The 22163-nt window shown below is 73.8% G+C and carries 19 protein-coding genes; 5 read left to right on the plus strand and 14 right to left on the minus strand.

The features are described from left to right. Window positions 1–129: 129 nt before the first annotated feature. Complete coding sequence (locus ACGFWJ_RS11530; protein ID WP_392947845.1) at window positions 130–1308, plus strand: PP2C family protein-serine/threonine phosphatase; 1179 nt, start codon at window positions 130–132, stop codon at window positions 1306–1308. 183 nt (window positions 1309–1491) lie between these two features. Here ACGFWJ_RS11530 and ACGFWJ_RS11535 read toward each other — a convergent pair whose 3' ends face one another. The 6 genes from ACGFWJ_RS11535 to ACGFWJ_RS11560 form a co-directional block, all read right to left on the minus strand. After that, complete coding sequence (locus tag ACGFWJ_RS11535) at window positions 1492–2400, minus strand: transporter substrate-binding domain-containing protein (protein WP_392947847.1); 909 nt, start codon at window positions 2398–2400, stop codon at window positions 1492–1494. Between the two features lie 244 nt (window positions 2401–2644). After that, window positions 2645–3220: a hypothetical protein gene (locus ACGFWJ_RS11540; RefSeq protein ID WP_392947850.1), complete on the minus strand. Its 576-nt coding sequence runs from the start codon at window positions 3218–3220 to the stop codon at window positions 2645–2647. A gap of 6 nt (window positions 3221–3226) precedes the next feature. Beyond that, the gene (locus ACGFWJ_RS11545; RefSeq protein ID WP_387643503.1) at window positions 3227–3736 is read right to left on the minus strand and encodes a hypothetical protein; all 510 of its coding nucleotides are present in this window, start codon (window positions 3734–3736) and stop codon (window positions 3227–3229) included. Next, window positions 3733–5484, minus strand: coding sequence for an alpha/beta hydrolase (locus ACGFWJ_RS11550; protein ID WP_392947853.1), 1752 nt, complete (start codon window positions 5482–5484; stop codon window positions 3733–3735). Before ACGFWJ_RS11550 ends, ACGFWJ_RS11545 begins: the two co-directional genes overlap by 4 nt. 2 nt (window positions 5485–5486) lie before the next feature. Continuing rightward, window positions 5487–5816: a hypothetical protein gene (locus ACGFWJ_RS11555; protein ID WP_392947855.1), complete on the minus strand. Its 330-nt coding sequence runs from the start codon at window positions 5814–5816 to the stop codon at window positions 5487–5489. 205 nt (window positions 5817–6021) lie between these two features. Continuing rightward, complete coding sequence (locus ACGFWJ_RS11560; RefSeq protein ID WP_392947858.1) at window positions 6022–7569, minus strand: MFS transporter; 1548 nt, start codon at window positions 7567–7569, stop codon at window positions 6022–6024. Between the two features lie 138 nt (window positions 7570–7707). Here ACGFWJ_RS11560 and ACGFWJ_RS11565 point away from each other — a divergent pair, with 138 nt between their 5' ends. Further along, window positions 7708–8382, plus strand: coding sequence for a TetR/AcrR family transcriptional regulator (locus tag ACGFWJ_RS11565; RefSeq protein WP_392947861.1), 675 nt, complete (start codon window positions 7708–7710; stop codon window positions 8380–8382). A gap of 265 nt (window positions 8383–8647) precedes the next feature. On the opposite strand, the gene ACGFWJ_RS11570 is transcribed toward ACGFWJ_RS11565, so the two are convergent. The 4 genes from ACGFWJ_RS11570 to dacB form a co-directional block, all read right to left on the minus strand. Continuing rightward, the gene (locus ACGFWJ_RS11570) at window positions 8648–10096 is read right to left on the minus strand and encodes a pyridoxal phosphate-dependent decarboxylase family protein (protein ID WP_392947864.1); all 1449 of its coding nucleotides are present in this window, start codon (window positions 10094–10096) and stop codon (window positions 8648–8650) included. 3 nt (window positions 10097–10099) lie between these two features. Next, the gene (locus ACGFWJ_RS11575; protein ID WP_392947867.1) at window positions 10100–11431 is read right to left on the minus strand and encodes an MFS transporter; all 1332 of its coding nucleotides are present in this window, start codon (window positions 11429–11431) and stop codon (window positions 10100–10102) included. After that, a complete protein-coding gene (locus ACGFWJ_RS11580) occupies window positions 11428–12027 on the minus strand; it encodes a TetR/AcrR family transcriptional regulator (protein ID WP_392947869.1) in 600 nt (199 codons plus the stop codon). The genes ACGFWJ_RS11575 and ACGFWJ_RS11580 overlap by 4 nt, the downstream gene beginning before the upstream one ends. A 120-nt stretch (window positions 12028–12147) precedes the next feature. Then, window positions 12148–13728: a D-alanyl-D-alanine carboxypeptidase/D-alanyl-D-alanine-endopeptidase gene (gene dacB, locus ACGFWJ_RS11585; protein ID WP_392947872.1), complete on the minus strand. Its 1581-nt coding sequence runs from the start codon at window positions 13726–13728 to the stop codon at window positions 12148–12150. A gap of 226 nt (window positions 13729–13954) precedes the next feature. On the opposite strand from dacB, the gene ACGFWJ_RS11590 reads away from it, so the two are divergent. After that, a complete protein-coding gene (locus ACGFWJ_RS11590; RefSeq protein WP_387861233.1) occupies window positions 13955–14527 on the plus strand; it encodes a TetR/AcrR family transcriptional regulator in 573 nt (190 codons plus the stop codon). 21 nt (window positions 14528–14548) lie between these two features. Here ACGFWJ_RS11590 and ACGFWJ_RS11595 read toward each other — a convergent pair whose 3' ends face one another. Continuing rightward, entirely contained in the window at window positions 14549–15952 is a 1404-nt protein-coding gene (locus ACGFWJ_RS11595) for a DHA2 family efflux MFS transporter permease subunit (RefSeq protein ID WP_392947875.1), read from the minus strand. Further along, window positions 15949–16449 (minus strand): FBP domain-containing protein, encoded by a 501-nt coding sequence (locus ACGFWJ_RS11600; protein ID WP_387861231.1) that lies wholly within the window; start codon window positions 16447–16449, stop codon window positions 15949–15951. Before ACGFWJ_RS11600 ends, ACGFWJ_RS11595 begins: the two co-directional genes overlap by 4 nt. Before the next feature lie 339 nt (window positions 16450–16788). Here ACGFWJ_RS11600 and ACGFWJ_RS11605 point away from each other — a divergent pair, with 339 nt between their 5' ends. After that, the gene (locus ACGFWJ_RS11605) at window positions 16789–17076 is read left to right on the plus strand and encodes a hypothetical protein (RefSeq protein ID WP_392947878.1); all 288 of its coding nucleotides are present in this window, start codon (window positions 16789–16791) and stop codon (window positions 17074–17076) included. Between the two features lie 103 nt (window positions 17077–17179). Here the strand turns inward: ACGFWJ_RS11605 and ACGFWJ_RS11610 are convergent, their stop codons facing one another. Further along, window positions 17180–18169 (minus strand): 5'-nucleotidase, encoded by a 990-nt coding sequence (locus ACGFWJ_RS11610; protein WP_392947881.1) that lies wholly within the window; start codon window positions 18167–18169, stop codon window positions 17180–17182. A gap of 163 nt (window positions 18170–18332) precedes the next feature. Further along, on the minus strand, window positions 18333–19397 hold the full coding sequence (gene tsaD, locus ACGFWJ_RS11615) for a tRNA (adenosine(37)-N6)-threonylcarbamoyltransferase complex transferase subunit TsaD (protein WP_392947883.1): 1065 nt from the start codon (window positions 19395–19397) through the stop codon (window positions 18333–18335). 241 nt (window positions 19398–19638) lie between these two features. Between tsaD and ACGFWJ_RS11620 the strand changes: the two genes are divergently transcribed. Next, window positions 19639–22122, plus strand: a complete 2484-nt coding sequence (locus tag ACGFWJ_RS11620; RefSeq protein ID WP_392947886.1) for an ABC transporter permease — start codon at window positions 19639–19641, stop codon at window positions 22120–22122. Window positions 22123–22163: the final 41 nt, after the last annotated feature.

Consider the following 22163-nt stretch of genomic DNA (forward strand, 5'->3'; position numbering starts at 1 on the left):
TGAAATATGATCGAATCGGGCCGAACGGCCCAATCCGTCGGGACCTTGGCAAGGGGTGGTCCCGACGGACGGCACGGGACGATGGTGCGGAGACGCACCCACCCCGGGCGCCCGCCTGAGGAGGTCAGCATGCCCGCGCCCACCGCAACGCCCGTCCGCGTCGCCGCCGACGAGGACCGCGACGAGGACCGCGGAAACCGGCACGGCCACCAGCACGGCCGGGAGGCCACCGCCCGCTGGGAGGCCGCGATGGCCGAGGCGCTGCGCACCCCCACCTGGGCGCGCGCCCTGCCGGCCCTGCTGCTGGTCGCCGATCTGGCGCTGGAGGAGTCCGTCCCCCGGTCCGTTGCCGCGGGCTTCCTGCTGACCGTGCTGCCCGTGGTCGCCGCGTTCAGCGCCGGCCCCGTCATGGTGGCCCTCGCGACCGTCCTCACCGTCGGCCTGCAGGCGCTGCTCGCGCTGCGCTCCGGCCACCTGCACGAACAGCACCACCTGTGGACGTACCTGGCCACCGTGCTGGCGGGCGTGATGGGCACCGGGCTGGCCACCCAGCGCCGCCGCCAGGCCCGCGCCCTGGTCCGGATGCGGGCCGTCGCCGACACCCTCCAGCACACCGTGCTGCACCCCGTCCCCGCCCGGGTCGGGGGACTGCGGGCCGCCGGGCTGTACCGGCCCGCGGAGGCCGACTTCGGCATCGGCGGCGACCTGTACGACGTGTGCGAGACCCGGCACGGCACCCGCATCCTGCTGGGCGACGTGCGCGGCAAGGGCCTGGAGGCGGTGCGCACCGTCGCCGACGTGATCGGCGCGTTCCGGATCGCCGCCCACGAGACCGCCGACCTCGGCGAACTCGCCGCCCAACTCGACCGCCAGGTACGGCGGGCGGCCGAGCAGCGTGGCGACGGCGAACTGTTCGTCACCGCCGTGCTGCTCCAGCACGACCGGCACACCGGGCGGCTCGACCTGGTCAACCGCGGCCACCTCGCGCCGCTGCTGGTCGCCCCCGGCACGGTCGCCGCCGTCCGCTGCGCCGAGGACCTCCCGCTCGGTCTCGGCCACCTCGCCTACGGCCCGGCCGCCGAACCCACCACCGTGCCGCTGCCGTCCGGGCACAGCCTGCTGCTGTACACCGACGGCGTCACCGAGGCCCGGGACCGCGACGGCGAGTTCTACCCGCTGGCGGCCCGGCTCGGCACCCTGCCCGGCACCGACCCGGACACCCTGGTCGCCTTCCTGGAGCGGGACGTCCGCCGCCACGCCGACACCCTCACCGACGACGTCGCGGTGCTGGCCCTGCGCGCGGCCTGAGCTGCCCCGCACCCGCCCGCGCGGTCTGAGCTGCCCCGCACCCGCCCGCGCGGTCTGAGTCGCCCCGCACCCGCCCGCGCGGTCTGAGTCGCCCCGCACCCGCCCGTGCGGCCTGAGCCGCCCCGCACCCGCCCGCGCGGTCTGAGCCGCCCCGCACGCGCCCGCGCGGTCTGAGGCGGGCGGTCAGGACGAGCCGTTGATCACCGAGTTCTGGATCGCCCCGACCGTCAGGTCGTGGTCGGACAGCACCTGGTCGTAGCCGCCCTCGGTGATCAGCCGGTTCATCGCCCGCATCAGCACGTCGCGCAGCGCCGAGTCCTCCTTGCGCACCGCGATGCCGAACGGCCGGGGCTGGATCTGCGGGCCGCCGATCTGGAAGGCGTTGCCGTTGTCCACGGTCTGCGCCGCGTACTGGGCCTTCGGGTAGTCGGTGACGAACGCGTCCGCCGTACCCTTCAGCTTGTCCAGCGCCGCGGTGTCGGTGTCGGTCTGCACCATCTTCAGCGGCTTCCCGTCGTGCTCGCAGACCTTCGCCTGACGCTGCACCAGGTCGTCGTGGGTGGTGCCCTTCTTGACCACGATGGTGCGCCCGCACAGGTGGTCGATGTCGGCGACGTTCTGCGTGGTGCCCTTCTTGACGGCGATGCCGATGCCCGCCATGAAGTAGTCGACGAAGTCGACGCCAGGGCCGGCCTGCTTGCCGTCCTTGTCGAGGCCGTCCTCGCGCTCGCGGGTGTCGGTGATGCCGGACATCGCGATGTCGTACTGGCGCTTCATCAGGCCCGGCAGCACGTTCGAGAACTGTCCGGCGTCCTGGAACTCGACCCGGACGCCGAGCAGTTCGCCCAGCTTCTGGGCCAGGTGCGGGTCCAGGCCCTCCGGCTCGTTGCGGTCGTTGCGGTACACCACCGGCGCGGCGGTGAACGAGGCGCCCACCGTCAGCACCCCGGCCTTGCGGATCGACTCCGGCAGCATCGCGTGCAGGTCGTCCTTCTTGTCCTGAGAGCCAACGATGCCGCAGCCGCCCAGCAGCAGCGTTCCACCGATGACGGCGACGAGCGCGGTGCGCCCCCGCCCGGTCGTGTGTGCCATGGTCGTCGTCTCTCCCCGTGGTCAACGGCGGAACACGCGACGGCTTCGGGGCTCCGGACGGCACGGCGGCAGGCGGGCATGCCAATGCCGGGGAAACCCCTCGGCCGGCCGCCGTTCCGGCTAGATCACGGGCGACTATAGCCAGGTCAGGTCGGGTCGCCCTAGGGTGCCCCGGCAAATACCGCCCGGCTCACCCGCTCTGACGTCCGATCAGCACCGGTCCCGCCCGTTTCGTCCCGGCAGGTCAGGACCACCCGGGGTCGTCGAAGCGGGGCAGGGTGTCGGGTCCGCCGTCGGCGCCGGTCGGCAGCGGGCTGGGGGCCGGGCCGAACGGCTCGGTGGCGCCCGGGTCGCGGACCCGGGCGGTGGCCGTCACCGTCACGTTGCCGGGGACGCCGATGCTGACCGTCACGCCGGTGCCGTCCGGGGTGCGCGCCCCCGCCTCGAAGGCCGTGTTCTCGGTGACGGTCCAGCCGCGGCCGGTCCAGTACGTCCGGACCTGCTCCAGCAGCCGGGGCCGGTTGGCCTCCGCGACCTTGGTCAGCACGTACCGGCGGAGCGTCAGCTGTGCGGTGCCGTCGTTGTCCCGGCGGGCGTTCTCGTGCGGCACCGAGCGGTAGGCGTCGTCGGCGAACCGCACCGCGGGGGTCAGCGCCGAGGTGGTGCCGTCCACCAGTTCCTGGATCCGGCCCCTGGCCAGGTCGGCGGCCGGCGCCGAGCCGCCCGCCGCCGCGCCGGACGAGCCGCAGCCCGCCAGCACCGGCCCCAGCAGCAGCGCGGCGACGGCGCCCGCCGCCCGTAGTCCCCTCCGGCTACCCATCGGAGGTCACACCGACCAGAACGGGTCGTGCCGGCGCGGCATGGTGTCCATCACGCCGTCCGGCCCGAGCGGGACGGTGCTGTCGCCGCCGAACGGGTACGAGGTGCCGCTCGGCGGCACGCCCTGCACCCGCGCCAGCAGCGTCGCGTTGCCGGGTATGCCGATCCTCAACTCGACCGTCCCGAGCGCCGATTCGGCCCGCAGCAGAGGCAGCACCGGGTCGTTCTCGCCGTCCACCCGCCAGCCGCGGGCCTGCCAGGCCCGGGCCAGCTGGGAGAGCAGTTCCGGGTAGCGGTCCGCCGACAGCCGGGTCATCAGGTAGCGCCGCTTCTCCAGGTGCGCGGTGCCGTCCGGCTCCCGGGTGTACGGGTGCTCGTGCTCCACCGCCACGTACGGGCCGTCCGCCCAGTCGGCTGGCGGGTTCAGCGCCGCCGGGGCGGAGTCCAGCAGCTCGTCCACCGCCGCCTTCGCGGCCAGCAGCGCGGCCGACGGGTGGGGTGCCGCGAAGTCGTTCATCGCCGGTCCTGTCCGATCACCCGGTCACCGTGACCGGAGACGATCATGCCCATGTTGCGCAGCGAGTGGCCGTCCCGGCCGTCGCCCTGGTTCCAGTAGTCCGAGTGCGACTGGAAGCCCCGCGGGCCGTCCGCCACGTCGAAGCGGTGCGCGCCGAACTCGGAACTCGCCGGGTCCTGCCCGAACCACAGCTCGTGCGGATCATCGTGCCCTGCGATCTTGTCACCGATCCAGCCGCCGAGCGCGGCGCCCGGCAAGCCGCCGAGCACGCCGCCGATGCCCGCACCGATGCCGATGCCCTTCGCCTCGGCATGGCTCGGCAGGTGCGAGACCGGGTCGTGCTCGGCCGCGCCCACCCACACGTGCGAGCCGTCCACGCCCAGCTGGGACGCCTTCTGCGCGCCGGTGCCGGGGGAGCCCACCAGGATGATGTCGTCCGCCGGGATGCCGCCGGGCCGCTGCGCCGCCTGCCCGACCGTGAACGAGCCGTAGCTGTGGCCGAGCGCCGTCAGGTGCGCCGGCTGGCCCTCGTGCGAGGCGCGCAGGCCCTGCAGGAAGCCCTGGTAGGCCTCGCCGCCCTGCTTGGCCCGCGCGTCACCGGCCACCGCCAGCGCGTCCGGGCTGATCCCCTTGGCCTGCGGGGCGTCGTAGCCCAGCCAGGCGATCGAGGCGGTCTTGCGGGTCGGGTCGATGTCGTGCGCGGACTGCCACAGGTCGCGGGCCCGGTTGGCGTCACCGGCGCCCATGTTCTTGACCTCGGTGTTCAGGCCGGGCACGTACGCCACCACGTCGTCCGCGGTGTCCGGGTTGCCGTAGGCGATCGCGGCCCGGCCCTGGCCCTGGTCGCCGATCACCATCAGGTAGGACGGCGGCTGCTTGCCCTGGTCGTCGCGCAGGCGGCCCTGGATCGACCGGAAGCCTTCCAGCTTCTTCTTGTCCCAGTCCGACAGGTTCTGCCGGGACGACAGGTCGTTCACCATCTGGTCGAGGTGGATCCGGTTGGCCTGGTCGCGGGCCGGGGTGGGTATGCCGTCGCGGTTGCCGATCCGGTCCGGGTGCTCCTTGATCAGCCGCTGCTGCTCGTCCGCGGGCAGCCCCTTCCACCAGGAGTTCACCTCGGTCGGCGAGGCGTTCTGGCCCGGCATGCCCGACAGCACCAGGTCCTCGCCGGCGACCGCGCTCAGCACCGCGCTGTTCAGCCGCATCGCGGAGCCGAACGGGTCGAGGCCGGCGCCGGTGCGGGCGTCGGTGGTGTACTGCCGCAGCCGCTGCGCCGTCACCTGGTCGGCGTGCGCGGCCTTGTTCAGCGCCTCGCCGATCCGGTCGCGCAGGTCGGTGCCCTGCCGGGTGCGGTCCGGCGCGTCCGGGTCGTGCCGCTCGCCAGGACTGGCCGGGGGCCAGGAGATCCCGCCGTCGTCGGCGACCTCGAAGCCGCCGGCCCGCGCCTCGTCCAGCGCCCGGCGCAGGTCCGCCTGGGCCAGCACGAAGGCCTCCGCGCCCTCCCGCAGGACGGGTGCGATCCGGGCCAACTCCAGGTGTGCGGCGGTCAGTTTGCCGGTGGTCCGGGCGAGCGACTGCCGGGCGTTGTCGGCCGCTTGGCCGGTCCACCCGGAGTCCCGCACCCGGTTGTCCACGCCGGCCCGCCACTGTTCGGTGTCGTCACCGATGGCGTCGGCGAGTGCGGCGTACGCGTCGGCGGCGCCGAACAGCCGCCGCGGGTCCGCGTCGCGGAGCATGGGGACGTCCATGCTCACCGCCCGGCCGAGGTGACGGTGCCGCTCGCGACCTGGTCGGCGTGGCGGTAGTTCGCCGCGGTCTGCCGGAGGTTGCCGCCCTGCTTGTCCATCTCCACGGACAGCTTGTCCAGCATGCCCTTCCACTCCGCGGTGCAGGCGGTGAGCTCGCTGCCGGTCTGCCAGCCGCGCAGTCCGTCCGCCGCACTGTCCGACGGGCCGAGCACCCGCGTGGTGGCGGCCGGCACCCGCTCGGCGTCCACCGCCGCGGTCTGCCCCGCCGCCTCCAGCACGTCCGGGTCCACCTGGAACCCGCCGCCGCTCCCGCCTGGGCCCACGTCGCGCACGCCATCCCCCAACACCGGTGTCGGTCCGACCGCTTGAGCGGGCCATGCTAGCGAAGTACGGCCGCCGAACCCAGCGCCGTTCATCACATCTCCGCGCGATCCGCGTCCTGTCGCCGGTCACCCTACTTGGTCCCGACTTTGACGTTCCTTTACCGAACAGCACAGCAAACGGGCCGTCAACCTCGTGGACACCGAGCGTTGTTGGTCACGCCACGGGCTGCGGCTCGGCGACCGGCGCCGGGGCCGGGTGCCGGGCGGCGGAGCGGTGCAGCAGGACGGCGACCAGGACGGCGGTCACGGCCAGCGCGGCGGAGCCGCAGCGCAGGGCGAGGTGCAGCGCGTCGACGAACGCGCTGTCGACGGCCGCCTGCACGGGCGCGGGCGTGGGAGCGGCGGCGGGGCCGGTGCCGTGGCCGGTGAGCGCGGAGACCGCGTGCGCGACCCCGTCGGTGGGCAGGTCGAGCCGGCGGAACGAGTCGGTCAGGGCGCCCGTCAGCCGGTTGGTGAGGACGGCGCCGAGGACCGCGATGCCGAGCACGCCGCCGAGTTCGCGCAGCGTGTTGATGGTGGCCGAGGCCATGCCGGTCTGCGCCGGGGCGACCCGCTGCAGCATCGCGATCGACACCGGCGTGAACGTCAGCCCCATGCCGAAGCCGAGCACCACCAGCGTCCACACGTACGACCAGTAGTGCGCGTGCCCGCCGTACAGCGACAGCCCGCCCAGGCCGACCGCGCACAGCGAGATGCCCAGCACCAGCGGCAGGCGTGTCCCGTGACGGGCGGTCAGCCGGCCGGAGAGCGGCGCGGCCAGCATGATCACGGCCGTCATCGGCAGCCCGGCGTACCCGGCGTCGGTGGGGGACCAGCGCATCACGCCCTGGAGCATCAGCGGCAGGAAGAACAGCGCGCCGAACATCCCGAAACTGACCATCAGGCCGCTCAACTGCGCCCCGGCGAGCACCCGGTCGCGGAACAGCCGCAGCTCCAGCATCGGCTCCGCCGACCGCAGTTCGACCGCGACGAAGACCGCGAGCAGCACCACCGCGGCCGCCCCGCAGGCCAGCACGACGGGATCGGTCCAGCCCCGGCCGGGGCCCTCGATCAGGCCGTAGACCAGCGCGCCGAGACCGGCCGCCGACAGCGCGAGCCCGGTGAGGTCGATCCGGCGCTCACGCGGCGCGATCACCGGCAGCACCCGGAACGCCAGCACCAGCGCCACCAGCCCGACCGGGACGTTGATCCAGAACACGCTGGCCCAGCCGAACGCGTCCACCATCGGACCGCCGATCACCGGACCGATCGACAGGCCCAGCGCCGAGACCCCCGACCACAGGCCGATCGCCCGGGCCCGCTCCTTCTCGTCGGTGAACACCTGGCCCAGGATCGCCAGACTGCCCGGCGTCAGCAGCGCCGCACCGACACCCTGCAGCATCCGGGCGGCCACCAGCACCCCGATGTCACCGGCCAGCGCGGCCGCCGCCGACCCGACCGTGAACAGCGCCAGCCCGACCCGGAACACCCTGGTCCGGCCGAACCGGTCGCCGAGCGTGCCACCGGTGAGCAGCAGCGCCGCGTACACCAGGCTGTAGCCCTCGGCGACCCACTGGAGCCCGCTGATGCCGGTGTCCAGATCCCGGCCGATCCGGGGCAGCGCGATGTTGACGATGACGTTGTCCAGCATCGCCATGAACATCGTGACGCAGAGCGTGGCGAGCGCCTGCCACTTGTGCCGGGCGCCGACCGAACCTTCCACCGAAACCGTCCCCCTCCGGGTGTGCCGAGATGCCCCTAACGGTGTTAGGGGCTGCTGTTGCGCACCCAGGATGTCTCTAACGGTGTTAGATTGCAAGCGCGATTCAGCGCCCCGGACCGCCCACCCCAAGGAACCGCCATGGCCGAGCCCACCCCCGCCCTCACCCGGCAGAGCCTGGCCGCCGCCGCCCTGCGCGTCCTCGAACGCGACGGCCTGGCCGGCCTCTCCATGCGCAAGGTCGCCGCCGAGGTCGGCGTCAAAGCCGCCTCGCTGTACTGGCACGTCCGCAACAAGGAAGAACTGCTCGACCTGCTCACCGACGCCCTGGTGGCCGGCGCCGAACTCCCACCCCGGGAAGGCAGTTGGCGCGAACAGTTCCTGGAATACGGCCGCCGCTACCGCGCCCTGCTGCTCGCCAAACGCGACGCCGCCAAGATCCTCTCCGGCCGCCTCACCACCGGCCCGCACACCCTCGCCATCCTGGAGGACCAGCTCGACCGCCTCCGCAACGCCGGCTTCAGCGACGCCGACGCCGCAATGGCCTCCTACCTGCTGTCCGCGTACGTCCAGGGCTTCGTCCTCCAGGAACAGTCCCCCCTCTCCGCCGCCGAAGCCGCCGGCGCCGGCCGCGGCGAAGTCGCCCGCGCCGCGGGCGACGCCTTCCGCGCCCTCCCCGCCGAGACCTTCCCCAACCTGGTCGCCCTCGCCGACGACCTCACCAACCCCGACATGGAAACCCGCTTCGAATTCGGCCTCCAGCGCCTCGCGGACGGCCTTGCGGTCCTGCTGCCCCCGGAGAACGCTTCCGCGTAGCGGGCGCGAAGCCGGACAGAGCACAACCAGGAGTGCGAAAACTGTGCGGGCGCGAAGTCAGGGGCGCGGGGAACTGCGCGAAGGGGAACGCGCCCGTCAGCAAGATCGCGACGCAGGACAATGACTTGCACTTGATCGCGACCTTGCGGACGCGGCTTGCGCTTGTCGCGCAGTTCCGCCCCCAACTCGCGCAAGTCTCCCCGCGCCCCTGACTTCGCGCCCACCAGCTCGCGCAAGTCTCCCCGCGCCCCCGGAAGCGCCCTCCCTACAGGTGCGGGCTGTACAGCACCGACAGGAACCGCGTCGCCAACTGGTCCCGCAGCTCCGGCGGCAGCGCGTCGAGCAGCCGGTTGACCCCGGCCATCCGGGAGGGCGCGAAGCCCGCCGCAGGCAGTAGCTCAGCGAACGTCGCGTCGTCGAGCTCCGCGAGGTCGAACTGCCCGAGCAGCTCCAACAGTTCACTCGGAGGAGCGACGGGCCCGCGCCCCCGGACGACCGCAACCGCCTCGCGGAGCGTCGAGAGCAACTCGTCCACGCCCTGCTCGCTGACCCCGGTGAGGGTGAGGTGCAGGCTGGCGGGCAGTCCGGCCACGCTCAACTGCGGTTGCAGGAAGAAGCCGCGGGCACGCGTCTCGTCGGCCAGCTCCCACAGATCCAGCGCGGCGTCGTCCGGATCCGCCCCGAGCGCGACCAGCGTCGCGTCGGGGGAGCCCAGCACCCGCAGCCCGTCGATCGCGTCGATGCCCGCGATCAGCCGCCGCGTCGCGGCCAGCGCCGCCCGCCCCAACTCCCGGTAACCGTCCGCCCCGAGGGCCTGCAAAGTGGCCCATGCGGCGGCGAGCGGGCCCGCGCCCTTGCTGCTCTGGACCGTCGAGTTGACGACCGGGTAGCCGGGCCACTGCGCGCAGGCGAAGTACGCGGCGAGCCGCATCGGCCGGTCGCGGAACAGCAGGACGGAGGCGCCCTTGGGCGTGTACCCGAATTTGTGCAGGTCGCAGGAGAGCGAGGTCACTCCGGGCACCGACAGGTCGAACTCCGGTACGGGGGCGCCCGCTTCGGCGAGCCAGGGGAGCAGCCAGCCGCCCACGCAGGCGTCCACGTGGCAGGGCAGTCCGCGTTCGGCCGCGTCGGCGGCGATCTCGTGGACGGGGTCGACCACGCCGTGCGCGTACGAGGGCGCGGAGGCCACCACCAGTACGGTGTTCGCCGTGCACGCGTCGGCCATCGCGGCGGGCACCGCCCGGAACGTCGCGGGGTCGACCGGCACGGCCACCACCTTGACCTTCAGGTAGCGTCCGGCCTTGAAGAACGCGGCGTGCGCGGTCGCGGGGACGACGATCTCCGGCTCGGCGATCCCGGGGCGGGAGTCCCTCGCGGCCTTCACGGCGAGCAGAATCGATTCGGTGCCGCCGCTGGTGAAGATCCCGGGCGTGGTGTCGTCCCCGCCGAGCCGGGCGGCGACCGCGCCGACCACCTGGCGTTCCAGCGCGACGATGCTCGGGAACGCCGTCGGGTCCAGGCCGTTGACCTCCAGCATCGCCAGGTATGCGCGTTCGGCGGCCTCCCGGACCTCGGGCCGGCCCGCGTCGTACGTGTACGCGGTGGTGCGCCCGCCCCGGGTGGGCAGGTCGCCGGCGGTCAGTGCGTGCAGCTCGGCCAGCAACTCCTCGGCGGGGCGCCCGATTTGCGGCAGCCCGGGGTGAACAGTGGTCATGACTCAGCTCCAATGCGGGAGTTGGCGGCGTCGGCCGTACGCGCGCAGGGCGGGCAGCGAGAGCAGCATCAGCGCGGCCGGCACCAGGCTGAAGCCGAGCAGCACCCCGGCCCGGGCGGCGTCGGTCTGCGCCACGGGGTGGTCGGTGGTGGAGGAGACGAATCCGGCGGCGGCCAGCGCCAGCGAGAACAGGCCGGGTCCGGCGGCCAGTCCGGCGGTCTCCCCGGCGGTCCACAGGCCGGTGAACGCCCCCGACTGGAGGCGACCGGTGCGCGCCGCGTCCGCGTGCACGGTGTCCGGCAGCAGTGACAGCGGCAGCACCTGCAACGCGGCGTACGCGACGCCCAGTAGCGCGCACAGCGCCAGCACCAGCCCGACCCGTCCGCCACCGGCGTGCGCCGCGGGCCAGAGCGCGGCCGAGGCGAGGGCGAACAGTCCGGTCGCGGCGGCCAGGCAGCGCAGCCGGCCCCAGCGGGCGGCGGCCCGGCCCCACAGCGGGACGGCGACGGCGCTCGGCGCGACCAGGCAGACGAACAGCACCGAGGTCAGCCCGTACCCGCCCAGCCAGTAGGTGGCGACGTACGGCGCGGCCGCCAGCATGATCGCCACCGCGGCGGCCTGCACCACGAACGCACCGAGCAGCGCGAAGAACGCCCGGTTGCCGCGCGCGGTGCGCAGCGCCGCCCGCAGCCCGAGCGGCTCAGCCCCCGGCCGGGCGGGCACCCGGCGGGCGCCGAGCGTGGGGATCAGCAGCGTCACCAGCAGCAGCGCGGCGACCACCCCCGCCATCACGGCGTAGCCGCCGCGCCCGCCGCCGGCCAGCGACACCACGGCCGGGGCGAGGCCGCCCGCGACCAGGATGCCGACGGTCAGGCAGACGATCCGCCACACCATGATCCGGGTGCGGACGCGCGGCTGATCGGACATCTCGGCGGGCAGTGCCACGTACGGCACCTGGAACAGCGCGAACGCGCTGGAGGCGAGAACGAAGGTGCCGGCCACCCAGGCGGCGGCGCCGGAGCCGGTGAGCGGCGAGAGGAACATCGCGGCGAACGCGACCGGCAGGGCGAGCGTGCCGGCCAGCAGGATCCGGGTGCGGCGCCCGGTGCGCAGCGCCTCCCGGTCGCTGGCCGCGCCGACCAGCGGGTTGAACAGCGCGTCCCAGGCCTTCGGCAGCGCGACCACCAGGCCGGCCAGGCCGGCCGGGACGCCGAGCGCGTCGGTCATGAAGTAGAGCAGCAGCAGGCCGGGGACGGTGGAGTGGATGCCGGTGCCGATCGAGCCCACCGCGTACCCGGCGAGCTCCCGCCGCGACAGGCCCCGACCGGCCGTCATATCGCACCTTCGAGGCCGAGTTCGCGCAGCACCAGCGCCCGCAGGTGGGTGCGGAAGCGCGGCACCTGCGCGCGGATCATCGAGCGGCAGAAGCCGTGCGTGGTCCACAGCACCGTCCACACCGCGAACTCGACCCGGTCGCGCCCCAACTGCGGCAGCGCAGCGGCGAGTTCACCTGCAACCGACTCCAGCAGTGGCCGGGCGTACCGCGCCTCCAGGTCGGCGAACTCGGCGGCGTCGGCCATCCAGCGGCGCATCCACAGCGCGGGGACGTGCGGCTGCTCCAGGCAGAAGTCCAGGTACCGGTCGGCGAAGCGGGCCGCCGCCCGGGCCGGATCGTCCGGTGCGGCCATCGCGAATTCCGCCAACGCGGCGTCCACGGCGGCCCGTTCGGCCTGGTGGGCCCGCCGCATCACCTCGCGGTACAGGTCGGCCTTGGTGCCCACGTGGTAGGCGACGGTGGCGACGTTCAGCCCGGCCGCGCCGGCGATCGTCCGGGTGGTGGTGCCGTCGTAGCCGTGTTCGGCGAACAGGGCGGTGGCGGCCGTGAGGATCCGTTCCCGGCTCGCCTCGGCGGCCGTCCGGTGCTGGCTCATGGCGGGGAGCGTACGCGCGGCCCGGGTCACTGATCAAGCGCTTGATGGAGAGAATTTTCGGGCGCAGGAAACGACCGCGGGCCCCGCCGCAGGTGCGACGGGGCCCGTGATGACGAATCGTCAGCAGTGCGCCAGGGTCTCGCAGTCCTCCCAGCGGGTGCCGGTGTACTCGTCACCGGAACCACCGGGCGCGACCAGCTTGTTGGACTTCAGCTGGGCCGTGGCGGCGGGGCCGGCGGCGAGCCGGACGGCGATCGCGTCGATCACCGGGCGCGGGCTGGTGCCGGCGAAGTTGTTGACCAGCACGACGAACGACAGCTTGCGGCCGTCGGGCGCGGTCGCGAAGCCGACCAGGTTGTCGACGCCGCCCATCGAACCGCTCTTGGCGTGCACGTTGTTCTCGGCCTTGGTGCCGCGCATCCGGGCGGCCAGGGTGCCGCCGGTCATCCGCTCCGGGTTGCCCGCCACCGGCAGCGCGTTGTACCAGGCGTCGAACCACGGCTTGGTGTGGGCGACCTTCAGCAGGTCGGCCATCTTCCCGGGGGTGATCAGGTCGTAGCGGGACAGGCCGGAGCCGTCCACCTGCCGGGTGGTCGGGCCGGTCACGCCGTTCGCCTTCAGGAAGGCGTTGACCTGGTTGATGCCGGTCGCCCAGTCACCGCGGCCGCCCTTGACCTTGCCGATCTCCTTGGTCAGGTGCTCGGCGATGCCGTTGTTGCTGATCTTCAGCATCGGGACGATCACCTCGGTGAGGGGCTTCGACTCGTGCGAGGCCATCGGCTGCGAGGTCTCCGAGCCGCTCGCGGTCTGCACCCCGCGCAGCACCTTCACGCCGTGCTTGGCCAGCGCGCCCGCGAACACCTTCCCGGCGTACGTGGTGGGGTCCTCGACCGTCACCCAGGAGGTCACCGGCGCCGCGCCGGTCGGGATGCTGCCGGACAGCGCCAGCTCGTTGCTGCCCCGGCGCCGCTCCACGCCGACGCTCGACCCGCTGCCCGTCGCGCCGGTGGCGACCGTGCCGGTGAACTTCATCGGCGCCTCGGCCGGGTTCAGCGTCACCTTGGCGTTCTCGCCCGCCGCACCCGGGGTGACGGTGACCTGCACGGTGTCCATCATGTACTCGGCGTCGTTGGCGACGGTCAGCCCGGATATCTGCGGGCTGTACGAGTACGCCTCGTCGTCCCAGGCCCAGCCCGGGCCGAGCGGCGTCGAGTCGTACCGGCTGCCGTCCGCCAGCACCCGGCCGGTGACGGTGGTGACGCCGGACGCCGCGACCTTCGCGGCCAGGTCGTCGAGGTCCTGCACCAGCAGGGTCGGGTCGCCGCCGCCGCGCAGCACCAGGTCGCCGGTCATGGTGTCGCCGTAGATCTTGCCGGTGGAGCGGACCTCGGTGGTGAACCGGTAGTCCGCGCCCAGCAGGTCGAGCGCCGCCGTCGAGGTCACGGTCTTCAGGGTGGACGCCGGGGTGAACAGCGCCTGCGGCTGCCGCGAGTACAGCACCTCGCCGGTGGTGGCGTCCTGCACCACGACGCCGGCCTGCGCGCTCGCCAGCCGGGGGTCGGCGAGCAGGGTGTTCAGGTCGGCGGTCAGCGTGGCGTCGGCCGGCGCCGGGTCGTCGGCCTGCGCCGAGACGGCGAGCAGGGAGGCGGCGAGGACCGCGGCCGCGAGCGGCAGGCTGCGGCGGTACGTGCGTGCGGACACGGGTGGCTCCAGAGTGCGGATCGGCCGGGGTGCGTGCGTCACCAACGCCCCCGTTTGTCCGGGACATTATCATCTGACGGCAAATCAGATGATCTTCCCCCTTGGTTCCTTGGGGTCCCTCCTTCTAGACGCGCCGACCTTCCGAAAGGTCGCACCCCAAAAGCCGCCGGATCTGCCCGGATACACTGACGCGGGCTTCGGCAGGTCAACGTTCGGGACGGGAAACATGGGCGCGCACGCTGGACTGACGGTCGAACGGATCACCCGCGCCGCCGCCGAACTCGCCGACCAGGTCGGCATCGACAAGGTCACCGCCTCCGCCCTCGCCCGCGGCTTCGGCGTCAAGGACGCCAGCCTCTACTCGCACGTCAAGAGCCTCCAGGAGATCCGCACCCGGGTCGCCCTGCTCGCCACCGAGGAGATCAACGACCGCATCGCGACCGCCGTCGCCGGCCGCTCCGGCGCCGACGCCCTGGCCGCCTTCGCCGACGCCCAGCGGACCTACGCCCAGCAGCACCCCGGCCGCTGGGCCGCCACCCAACTGCGCCTGGACCCGGCCGACTTCGCCGACACCGACGCCCTCGCCCGGTCCGTCGAACTCACCTACGCGATGATGCGTCACTACCGGCTGGACGAACCCGAACTGACCGACGCCGTCCGGCTGCTGCGCTCCACCTTCCACGGCTTCATCGCCATCGAGGCCAACGGCGGCTTCCACCACCCGCGCGGCATCGACGGCTCCTGGCAGCGGATCGTCACCGGCCTGCACCAACTGCTGGAGAACTGGCCCCGGGCCTAGTACCGCGTCGGCAGGGGCTGCTCAGGCCCGCCGCTTCGCCGGCAGGAACGCGGCCGGAACGGCCGTCAGCACCACGAACCCCAGCGCCACCGCGAACACCACGCGGAACGCCCCGACCGTCCCCGCGCCCCCGTGCGAGGCGTGCTGCAGCACCAGCGCCACCACCGTGGTGCCCACCGCCGCGCCCAGCTGCTGCGCGACCGCGTTCGCGGTGGTCGCGGCGGGCACCGAGGCCGGCGGCAGCGAGTGGTAGAGCGTCACCATCACCGGCGACGCCGCCAGCGCCAGACCCACCCCCTGCACGAACAGCGCGCCGAGCAGCAGCGGGCCCGGCTCCGCGCCGCCGGCCCGGGCGAACACCGCCAGGCCCGCGCCCACCAGCGCCAGCCCGGCCAGCACCAGCGCCCGCGGATTGCTCCGGGCGTCGATCACCCGCCCGACCAGCAGCACCGCCGCGCCCGCGCCCGCCCCCTGCGCCGCCATCACCAGACCCGCCGCCAACGGGCCGCGCCCGCCCGCCTGTTGGAAGAACAGCGGCACCAGCACCACCGCCCCGTACAGGCCGAAACTGTTCAACAGGGAGACGGTGGTCGACGCGGCGAACGCGCGGTCCCGGAACAGCCCGAAGTCCAGCAGCGCCCGGCCCCGCCGGCGCCGCGCCAGCAGCCCGTGCGCCGCCAGCAGCACCGTCGCCACCAGCAGCGGCAGCAGCACCCCCGGGTCGCCCGGCGCCCGGCCCCCGCCCAGCCGGACGCACCCGAGGACGGCCGCCGCCAGCCCGCCGCTCACCGTCACCAGGCCCGCCAGGTCCAACTCGCCCGGCTCGCCCTCCCGTTGGTTGCGCATCAGCAGCGGCGACAGCACCACCACCGCCAGGCACACCGGCACGTTCAGCAGGAACAGCCACCGCCACGAGTGGCCCTGGACGAGCGCCCCGCCCACCACCGGCCCCGCGACGGGCGCGAGCAGGATCGGCACCGCGATCAACGCCATCGTCCGCCCCATCCGCGCCGGGCCGGCCACCTGCACCACCAGGATCCGCATCAGCGGGAACAGCATCCCCGCGCCCAGCCCCTGCACCACCCGGAACGCCACCAGCGACCCCAGCGACCAGGCCAGCCCGCACAGCACCGACCCCAGCAGGAACACCGCCAGCGACGCCGTCCAGCACGCCACCGCCCCGAACCGCCGCGCCGCCCAGCCCGTCGCCGGGATCACCGCCGACATCGCCAGCAGGTACGCCGTCGCCACCCACTGCACCTGCGCCAGGCCCGCGTCGAAGCGCCGCGCGAACGACTCCAGCGCCACCCCCACCACCGTGGTGTCCAGCAGCGCGACGAACGCCCCCGCCGCCAGCACCAGCGCCGCCCGCACCACCGGCCCGCCGAGCGGCTCCCGGCCCTCGCGGCCTTCCCGGCCCGTCATCGGACGACCCGCCCGAGGAACCCGGCCAGGTTCGCCCGCATCCGGGCCACCCGCGCCTCCGCGTCCAGGCTCTCCGTCATCCGCGCCCCGCCGGCCGCCACCCGCCTGCGCCCCCGCACGTACAGCGGGCACGCCAGGTCGCCGCAGAAGTACTCGCCCGCCGACGCGTACTCCTCCGCCGACCCCCGACCCGCCCGACGCGCCGTCATCAGCGCCACCCCCGAGGCCGGATGCGCCGTCAGGCAGATCGAACACATCGCCCCACCGCGCCCCGCCGCCGGCCGCTGCGCCAGGCGCAGGGCCACCCCGACCGTCCGCCCCTCGAACTCGGCGACCAAGTACCCCCGCTCGGGTGCCCCTGCCTCCCGCCATCCCAAAAAGTCGAGTCCGGCCCAGTCCAGCTCGCCGAGCCCGCGTGGCAGCCAGGCCCGACTCGCCTCCCCCTTCGTGCAGTTGACGAACGATGCCCGGATCTCCGCGTCGGTCAGTGCCCGCATGTCTTCCCCACCCATCCCTAGGAGTCCTAGTTTTGAGCCAAGGTATCCTAGGCTTGTCGACACGCCAACCGGTGTCCCCTCCGGGCCCGGACCGCGACGTGCGCCAACTCCCGTCCGGAGAAGCGGCCTTGAGGCTGGGGAGCGGGAGCGTCCGAGGCGCCTTCCGGCGGGCCGCGACGGGGGTGGGCGGGCCGGAAACCCCCAGATCGGGCTGCTCGGCCATGGGGAGCAATCGGACTCGTACCGACTGGCAGCCGCGGCCGCTGTCGTTTCTCTTTGAGTGCAGGGAAGCCCACTGCTTCCCGACTCAAGTTCCGTTCTCGGAAGGACTGTTTTCTGATGCGTGCTCTGACTCGTACTGTTGCCGCCCTCGGCCTCGCCGCCCCCGTCCTGCTCGGCTGCGCGGGCCTGGCCTTCGCCGGGGACGGCGGGGGCATCGACGAAATGGGCGACCGGCCCGAGGCGCACTTCGTCGACTTCGACTTCGCCGCCAACGAGGACGTTGCCGCCCTCGCCTTCACCGCCTCGTTCGTCAGCCCGGACGGCGTGGAGCACGCCAGCGGCGTTGTCGTCGCGAGCGACGAGGGCGTCTTCGGTGGCGCCACCGACGCGGGCGCGAGCTGGTAAGACCGACGCCTGACGCTTGAACGGGAGGAGGGCCGTCCCAGCCCTCCTCCCCGCACCACCTCAGCGCCGGCCACCTCGGCCGGCGCTTTGTCGTGCCCGGGCCTTAACCGACCGCACCGCCGGCGTTCGCCGGCTCGTCCAGCTGCGACGGTTCGTCGGTCCGCGCCGGCTCGTTCATCTGACCGATCGGGATGTGCACGCTCGGCGTGGTGCGCGCGGTGCTGTCGAGGTGGACGCGCTGGTCGTCGAAGAAGATGTGCGGACGCAGCACCTCCATGATCCGGCCCTTGTCGATGCCGCCGAGGAAGAACGCGTCGTTGACCCGGACGCCCCAGCGCTTCAGGCTCTTCACGGCCCGTTCGTCGGCGGGGGAGTTGCGGGCGGTGACGATCGAGACGGACACCCGCAGGCGGTAGCGGGGGTCGGTGCGGCGCCGGTCCTCCTCGCGCTGCTGGATCCGGTTGATCCCGGCGAGGAAGTCCTTGAGCGGCCCCGCGTCGTGCGGGACGTCCGCGTGGGCCACCTCGTAGTCGCGGAACTTCTCGATGCCTTCGCGCTGGTAGACCTGCTCCGACTGGTCGGAGGCGAGCACGCCGTCGAAGTCGAACGCGATCCGCAGGTCGGTGTCGTCCTCGTCGTCCCGCTGCATCGGCCCGAGCACCCGCCCGGCCGGCAGCCCGGCCGCCACCGCCTCGCGGACGTCGTCCTCGTCGGCGGACAGGAACAGCGACATGTTGAGCACCGGCATGTAGCTGTACGGGGCGCGGCCCTGCTTGAAGATGGCCCGGGATATCGGCAGTTTGTGCGCCCGGATGGACCGCATCACCCGCAGCCCGGTGTCCGGGTCGTTGCGCGACAGGACGATCACCTCGACGAGCGGATCGTCCTCCGGGCCCAGGTTGTTCAGGGACAGCAGTCGCTTGACGAACGGGAAGGCCACCCCGGGCGCCAGGGTGACGTCCAAGTGGCCTTCCTGGTGCGCCCGGTAGGCGTCCTCGCCGTCCTCGCGGAACACCCGGTCCGAGTCCGTCAGATCGAACAGCGCGCTGGAGGCGACGCCGACCACCAGCCGCCCGGCAAGCTCGTACGCCACCCCGACCCCTCCTGTGCACTCCCGCCCGGCACATCCAGGGCCCGGCCCATTGTCGCACTGGTGTTTCAACGATCGCTCGACCCCGAACTGCTCTGCCCGCAGGGCCCGGTTCCTCGCCGTCGAGGCCCCGAAAAGCAGGGCGCAGTACGAGAGTTGACGGCCGTCAGGCGGCTGCCCGGGCCCGCGGCGTCAGTGCGGCGAACTCCAGCGGCGCGGACGGGTCGATCGACACGTCCAGCGGTGCGGGCTCGGCACCGGCACGGACCAGCAGGTCGCCGATCGCGGCGACCATCGCGCCGTTGTCCGTGCACAGCCCCGGCGGCGGCACCCGCAGCGTGATCCCGGCGGCCGCGCAGCGCTGCTCGGTCAGCGCCCGGACCCGCGAGTTCGCGGCGACCCCGCCGACCACCACCAGCGTCCCGACGCCGTGGTCGACGCAGGCCCGGACGGCCTTGCGGGTCAGCGTGTCGGCGATCGCCTCCTGGAGCGCGGCCGCCGCGTCCGCCACCGGCAGCTCGCGGCCGGCCGCGCGGTGGCCCTCCACCCAGCGGGCGGCGGCGGTCTTCAGTCCCGAGAACGAGAACGCGTACGGGTCGTCGCCCGCCCCGGTGAGCGGACGGGGCAGCCGCACCGCGGCCGGATCGCCGTCCCGGGCGGCCCGGTCGATGGCCGGACCGCCCGGGTACGGCAGGCCGAGAATGCGGGCGCTCTTGTCGAAGCACTCGCCGGCCGCGTCGTCCAGGGTGTCGCCGAGATGCACGATCGGGTCGCGGGCCAGATCGCGGACCAGCAGCAGCGAGGTGTGCCCGCCGGAGACGATCAGCACCACGCACGGATCCGGCAGCGGCCCGCCCGCCAGCCCGGCGGCGGCCACATGCCCGGCCAGGTGGTGCACGCCGTACAGCGGCACCCCGAGCGAGAACGCGTAGCTCTTGGCGGCGGCCACCCCCACCTGCAGCGCCCCCGACAGCCCCGGCCCCGTCGTCACCGCGACCGCCCCGACGTCCCCCAGTGTCAGCCCCGCCCGCCCCAGTGCCTCCCGCACCACCGGCGCCATCGCGTGCACATGCGCCCGCGCGGCGATCTCCGGCACCACCCCGCCGTACCGGGCGTGCTCGTCCATGCTCGACGCCACCGCCTGCCCGAGCAGCACTCCGTCCCGGACCAGCCCCGCCCCCGTCTCGTCGCACGACGACTCGATTCCCAGCACCACCGGCGACTCCGGCATCGGCCCGCACCACTCTCGCATCAGACTTGCAGTTGCACACAGTGTGCAACAAGCCGGGCGCGGGCCCCGTTCGGGGTCGGCGTACCTCCACAGGAGGAGAGCGTGGACGAAGCCCTCACCCTGCGGATCGATCAAGATCACGACCTGGTACCTACGGCCCGCGCCACCGCCCTCCATAGGCTCGGAGACGGCCACCTGACGCCACATCACCACTGGTCAGGGGCGTGCGAACCGAGGAACGATGACGACCTACCGATACACCGTGGCCGAACTGCGCGGGCAACTGCGGCAGCTGGTGCTGAGCGGAGCCGCGATCGCCCTGGGCGTGGCCTTCCTGATCGCCTCCGTCGGCGGAAGCGGCGCCCTGGTGGACTCCTTCAGCCAGACCGCCGCCACCGAGGTCGGCCCCGGCGACATCCAGGTCACCAGGCCCGCCACCAACGGCGGCCTGGACGCCACCGCGGCCGCCCACGCCCAACAGGCCACCGGAGTCGCCGCCGTGGCGCTCCGACTGACCGGCCAGGGCGCACTGCAAGCCGCCGACGGGCAGCCCCTCGACGCCGCCACCGTGACCGCCGTCGCCGCCGACCCGGCCCTGCGCTGGCAACTGCTCAAGGACGGCCGATGGCCGGACGCCCCCGGCGAGGCACTGCTCGACAGCGACACCGCCCACCGCCTCGACGCCGCACCCGGCTCGGACATCCGACTCACCCGCCCCGACGGCACCACCGCCACCGCCCGCCTGGTCGGCACCCTCGACGGCCGCGGCGCACCCAGCTTCGCCGGGCACCCGATCATCGCCGTCCCGGCCGCTGCCGTCGGCGAGTACGCCGCCGCCGTCACCGCCGCCCAACTCGACGTCCGACTCCAGCCCGGCGCCTCCCGCACGCACACCACCGAGGCACTGCGCGCCGCCCTCGGCGACGCACCCGTGATCCGCACCCGGGCGGCCTCCGTGACCGAGGCGACCCGGCAGAGCACCACCCTCTACGGCGTGGTCCTGATCGCCGCACTGTCCTTCGTCCTGATCGCGCTCGCGGTGGCGCGCATGGTGGTCAGCAACACCTTCTCCGTCATGCTGGCGCAGCGCACCCGCCAACTCGCCCTGCTGCGCTGCGTGGGAGCCGACCGGGCCCAGATCCGCCGACTGATCCGCCGCCAGGGCCTGCTGCTCGGCACCGGCGCCTCGACCGTCGGCGTACTCCTCGGCGTCGGGCTCTGCGCCGCCGCGACCGGCCTGGCCCGGTACGCCGACCTCGGGCCGGTGCGCCTGGACCTGCTGCCCGCCCCGGCCACCTGCGCGCTCGCCGGCCTGTTCGGCGTGCTGCTCACCCTGCTGGCCGTCCGTGGACCGGCGAAGCAGGCCTCCGCGGTGCCGCCCGTGGCCGCACTCGGCGGCGCCGTCGCCACCGGCGGCACCGCGGCCCGGCTGCGCGCCGCGGTCTGGTCCGCGGCGCTGCTGCTGGCCGGCGCCGCCTCGTTGGTGCTGGGCGTGCTGACACCTCCGCCGCTGTCGCTGCTCGCCGTCACCCTCGGCGCGGTCAGCAGCTTCTTCGGAGTGCTGCGACTCAGCCACCGACTGCTGCCCGCCGTGGTCGCCGCCCTCGGCGCCCCGGCCCGCCGACTCGGCGGCACCGCCGGACGGCTCGCCACCCGGCAACTGCGCCTCAACCCGGTCCGGACCGGCGCCACCGGATCCGCCCTGCTGCTCGGCGTCACCGTCATGGTCGGCGCCGTCACCGCCCTCGACATCACCTCCAACTCCCTGGTGCCGGTGGTCTCCGCCCGCCAGCCCGGTGTCTTCGCCGCCGCCCCCGCGGCCGGCGGCGCCCTGCCCGCCGACGCACTCGCCGCCCTCGGCCGACAGCCCGAACTCGCCGTCACCCAGGTCCGCTCCACCACCGTGGACGTCGACGGACACCCGACGCTGCTCGCGGCCGTCGACCCGACCGGCCTCAACCCCCGCGCCGACGGCGTCGACCGAGCGCGGACCCTGCCCGACGGAACGGCGCTCAGCGGCCTCGGCGGCGGACCGGAGAACATCCGCGTCACCGCCCCCGGGCAGCCCGCCACCGCCCTCCGCACCGCCCCCGGACGCAGCAGCCTGCCCTTCACCATGCAGAGCGGTGCCTACCTGCTGGTCACCCCCGCCACCCTCGACCGCATCGCCCCCGGCGCACCCACCACCACCGTCTGGATCAGCCCCGCCGAAGGCACCGACCACCTCACCACCCGCCGCGCCATGGACCGCGCACTGGCCGGCCACCCCGGGATCCAGGTCACCGACACCGCCGCCCAGGCCCAGACCATCCGCACCCTCCTCGACCGGATGACCCAGGTCAGCATGGCCCTGCTCTCCTTCTCCGTCGCCATCGCCGGCCTCGGAGTCGCCGCCACCCTGATGCTCAGCGTCAGCGAACGCGCCCGCGAGATCGGCATGCTCCGCGCCATCGGCATGTCCCGCCGCCAACTGCGCCGCATGCTCACGCTGGAAGCCCTGCTCCTCTCCCTCGCCGCAGCCCTGGCCGGCACCACCCTCGGCCTGACCTACGGCTGGGCCGCCGCCCGCTCCGTCACCTCCACCGTCGGAACCGTCGGCGGCCCCCCGATCCCCCTCGTCCTCGCCTCCCTCGCCCTGACCGTCCTGATCGGCCTCGCCGCCGCCGTCCTCCCCGCCCGCCGCGTCGGCCGCATGACCGTGGTGGCCGCCCTGCACGCGAGGTAGCCCCGTCCGGTTCTCTGCTGTCAGGGCTGAAAGAATCCGTC

Origin of the sequence: Kitasatospora sp. NPDC048407 (assembly GCF_043200475.1) — a bacterium.
In the GTDB taxonomy this organism is placed as follows: domain Bacteria; phylum Actinomycetota; class Actinomycetes; order Streptomycetales; family Streptomycetaceae; genus Kitasatospora.

Excerpts from the sequence above, each read along its gene's own strand:
- ACGFWJ_RS11530 (WP_392947845.1), top strand. The coding sequence starts at position 130 with ATGCCCGCGCCCACCGCAACGCCCGTCCGCGTCGCCGCCGACGAGGAC.
- ACGFWJ_RS11535 (WP_392947847.1), bottom strand. The coding sequence starts at position 2,400 with ATGGCACACACGACCGGGCGGGGGCGCACCGCGCTCGTCGCCGTCATC.
- ACGFWJ_RS11540 (WP_392947850.1), bottom strand. The coding sequence starts at position 3,220 with ATGGGTAGCCGGAGGGGACTACGGGCGGCGGGCGCCGTCGCCGCGCTG.
- ACGFWJ_RS11545 (WP_387643503.1), bottom strand. The coding sequence starts at position 3,736 with ATGAACGACTTCGCGGCACCCCACCCGTCGGCCGCGCTGCTGGCCGCG.
- ACGFWJ_RS11550 (WP_392947853.1), bottom strand. The coding sequence starts at position 5,484 with ATGGACGTCCCCATGCTCCGCGACGCGGACCCGCGGCGGCTGTTCGGC.
- ACGFWJ_RS11565 (WP_392947861.1), top strand. The coding sequence starts at position 7,708 with ATGGCCGAGCCCACCCCCGCCCTCACCCGGCAGAGCCTGGCCGCCGCC.
- ACGFWJ_RS11570 (WP_392947864.1), bottom strand. The coding sequence starts at position 10,096 with ATGACCACTGTTCACCCCGGGCTGCCGCAAATCGGGCGCCCCGCCGAG.
- ACGFWJ_RS11575 (WP_392947867.1), bottom strand. The coding sequence starts at position 11,431 with ATGACGGCCGGTCGGGGCCTGTCGCGGCGGGAGCTCGCCGGGTACGCG.
- ACGFWJ_RS11580 (WP_392947869.1), bottom strand. The coding sequence starts at position 12,027 with ATGAGCCAGCACCGGACGGCCGCCGAGGCGAGCCGGGAACGGATCCTC.
- ACGFWJ_RS11590 (WP_387861233.1), top strand. The coding sequence starts at position 13,955 with ATGGGCGCGCACGCTGGACTGACGGTCGAACGGATCACCCGCGCCGCC.
- ACGFWJ_RS11595 (WP_392947875.1), bottom strand. The coding sequence starts at position 15,952 with ATGACGGGCCGGGAAGGCCGCGAGGGCCGGGAGCCGCTCGGCGGGCCG.
- ACGFWJ_RS11600 (WP_387861231.1), bottom strand. The coding sequence starts at position 16,449 with ATGCGGGCACTGACCGACGCGGAGATCCGGGCATCGTTCGTCAACTGC.
- ACGFWJ_RS11605 (WP_392947878.1), top strand. The coding sequence starts at position 16,789 with ATGCGTGCTCTGACTCGTACTGTTGCCGCCCTCGGCCTCGCCGCCCCC.
- tsaD (WP_392947883.1), bottom strand. The coding sequence starts at position 19,397 with ATGCCGGAGTCGCCGGTGGTGCTGGGAATCGAGTCGTCGTGCGACGAG.
- ACGFWJ_RS11620 (WP_392947886.1), top strand. The coding sequence starts at position 19,639 with ATGACGACCTACCGATACACCGTGGCCGAACTGCGCGGGCAACTGCGG.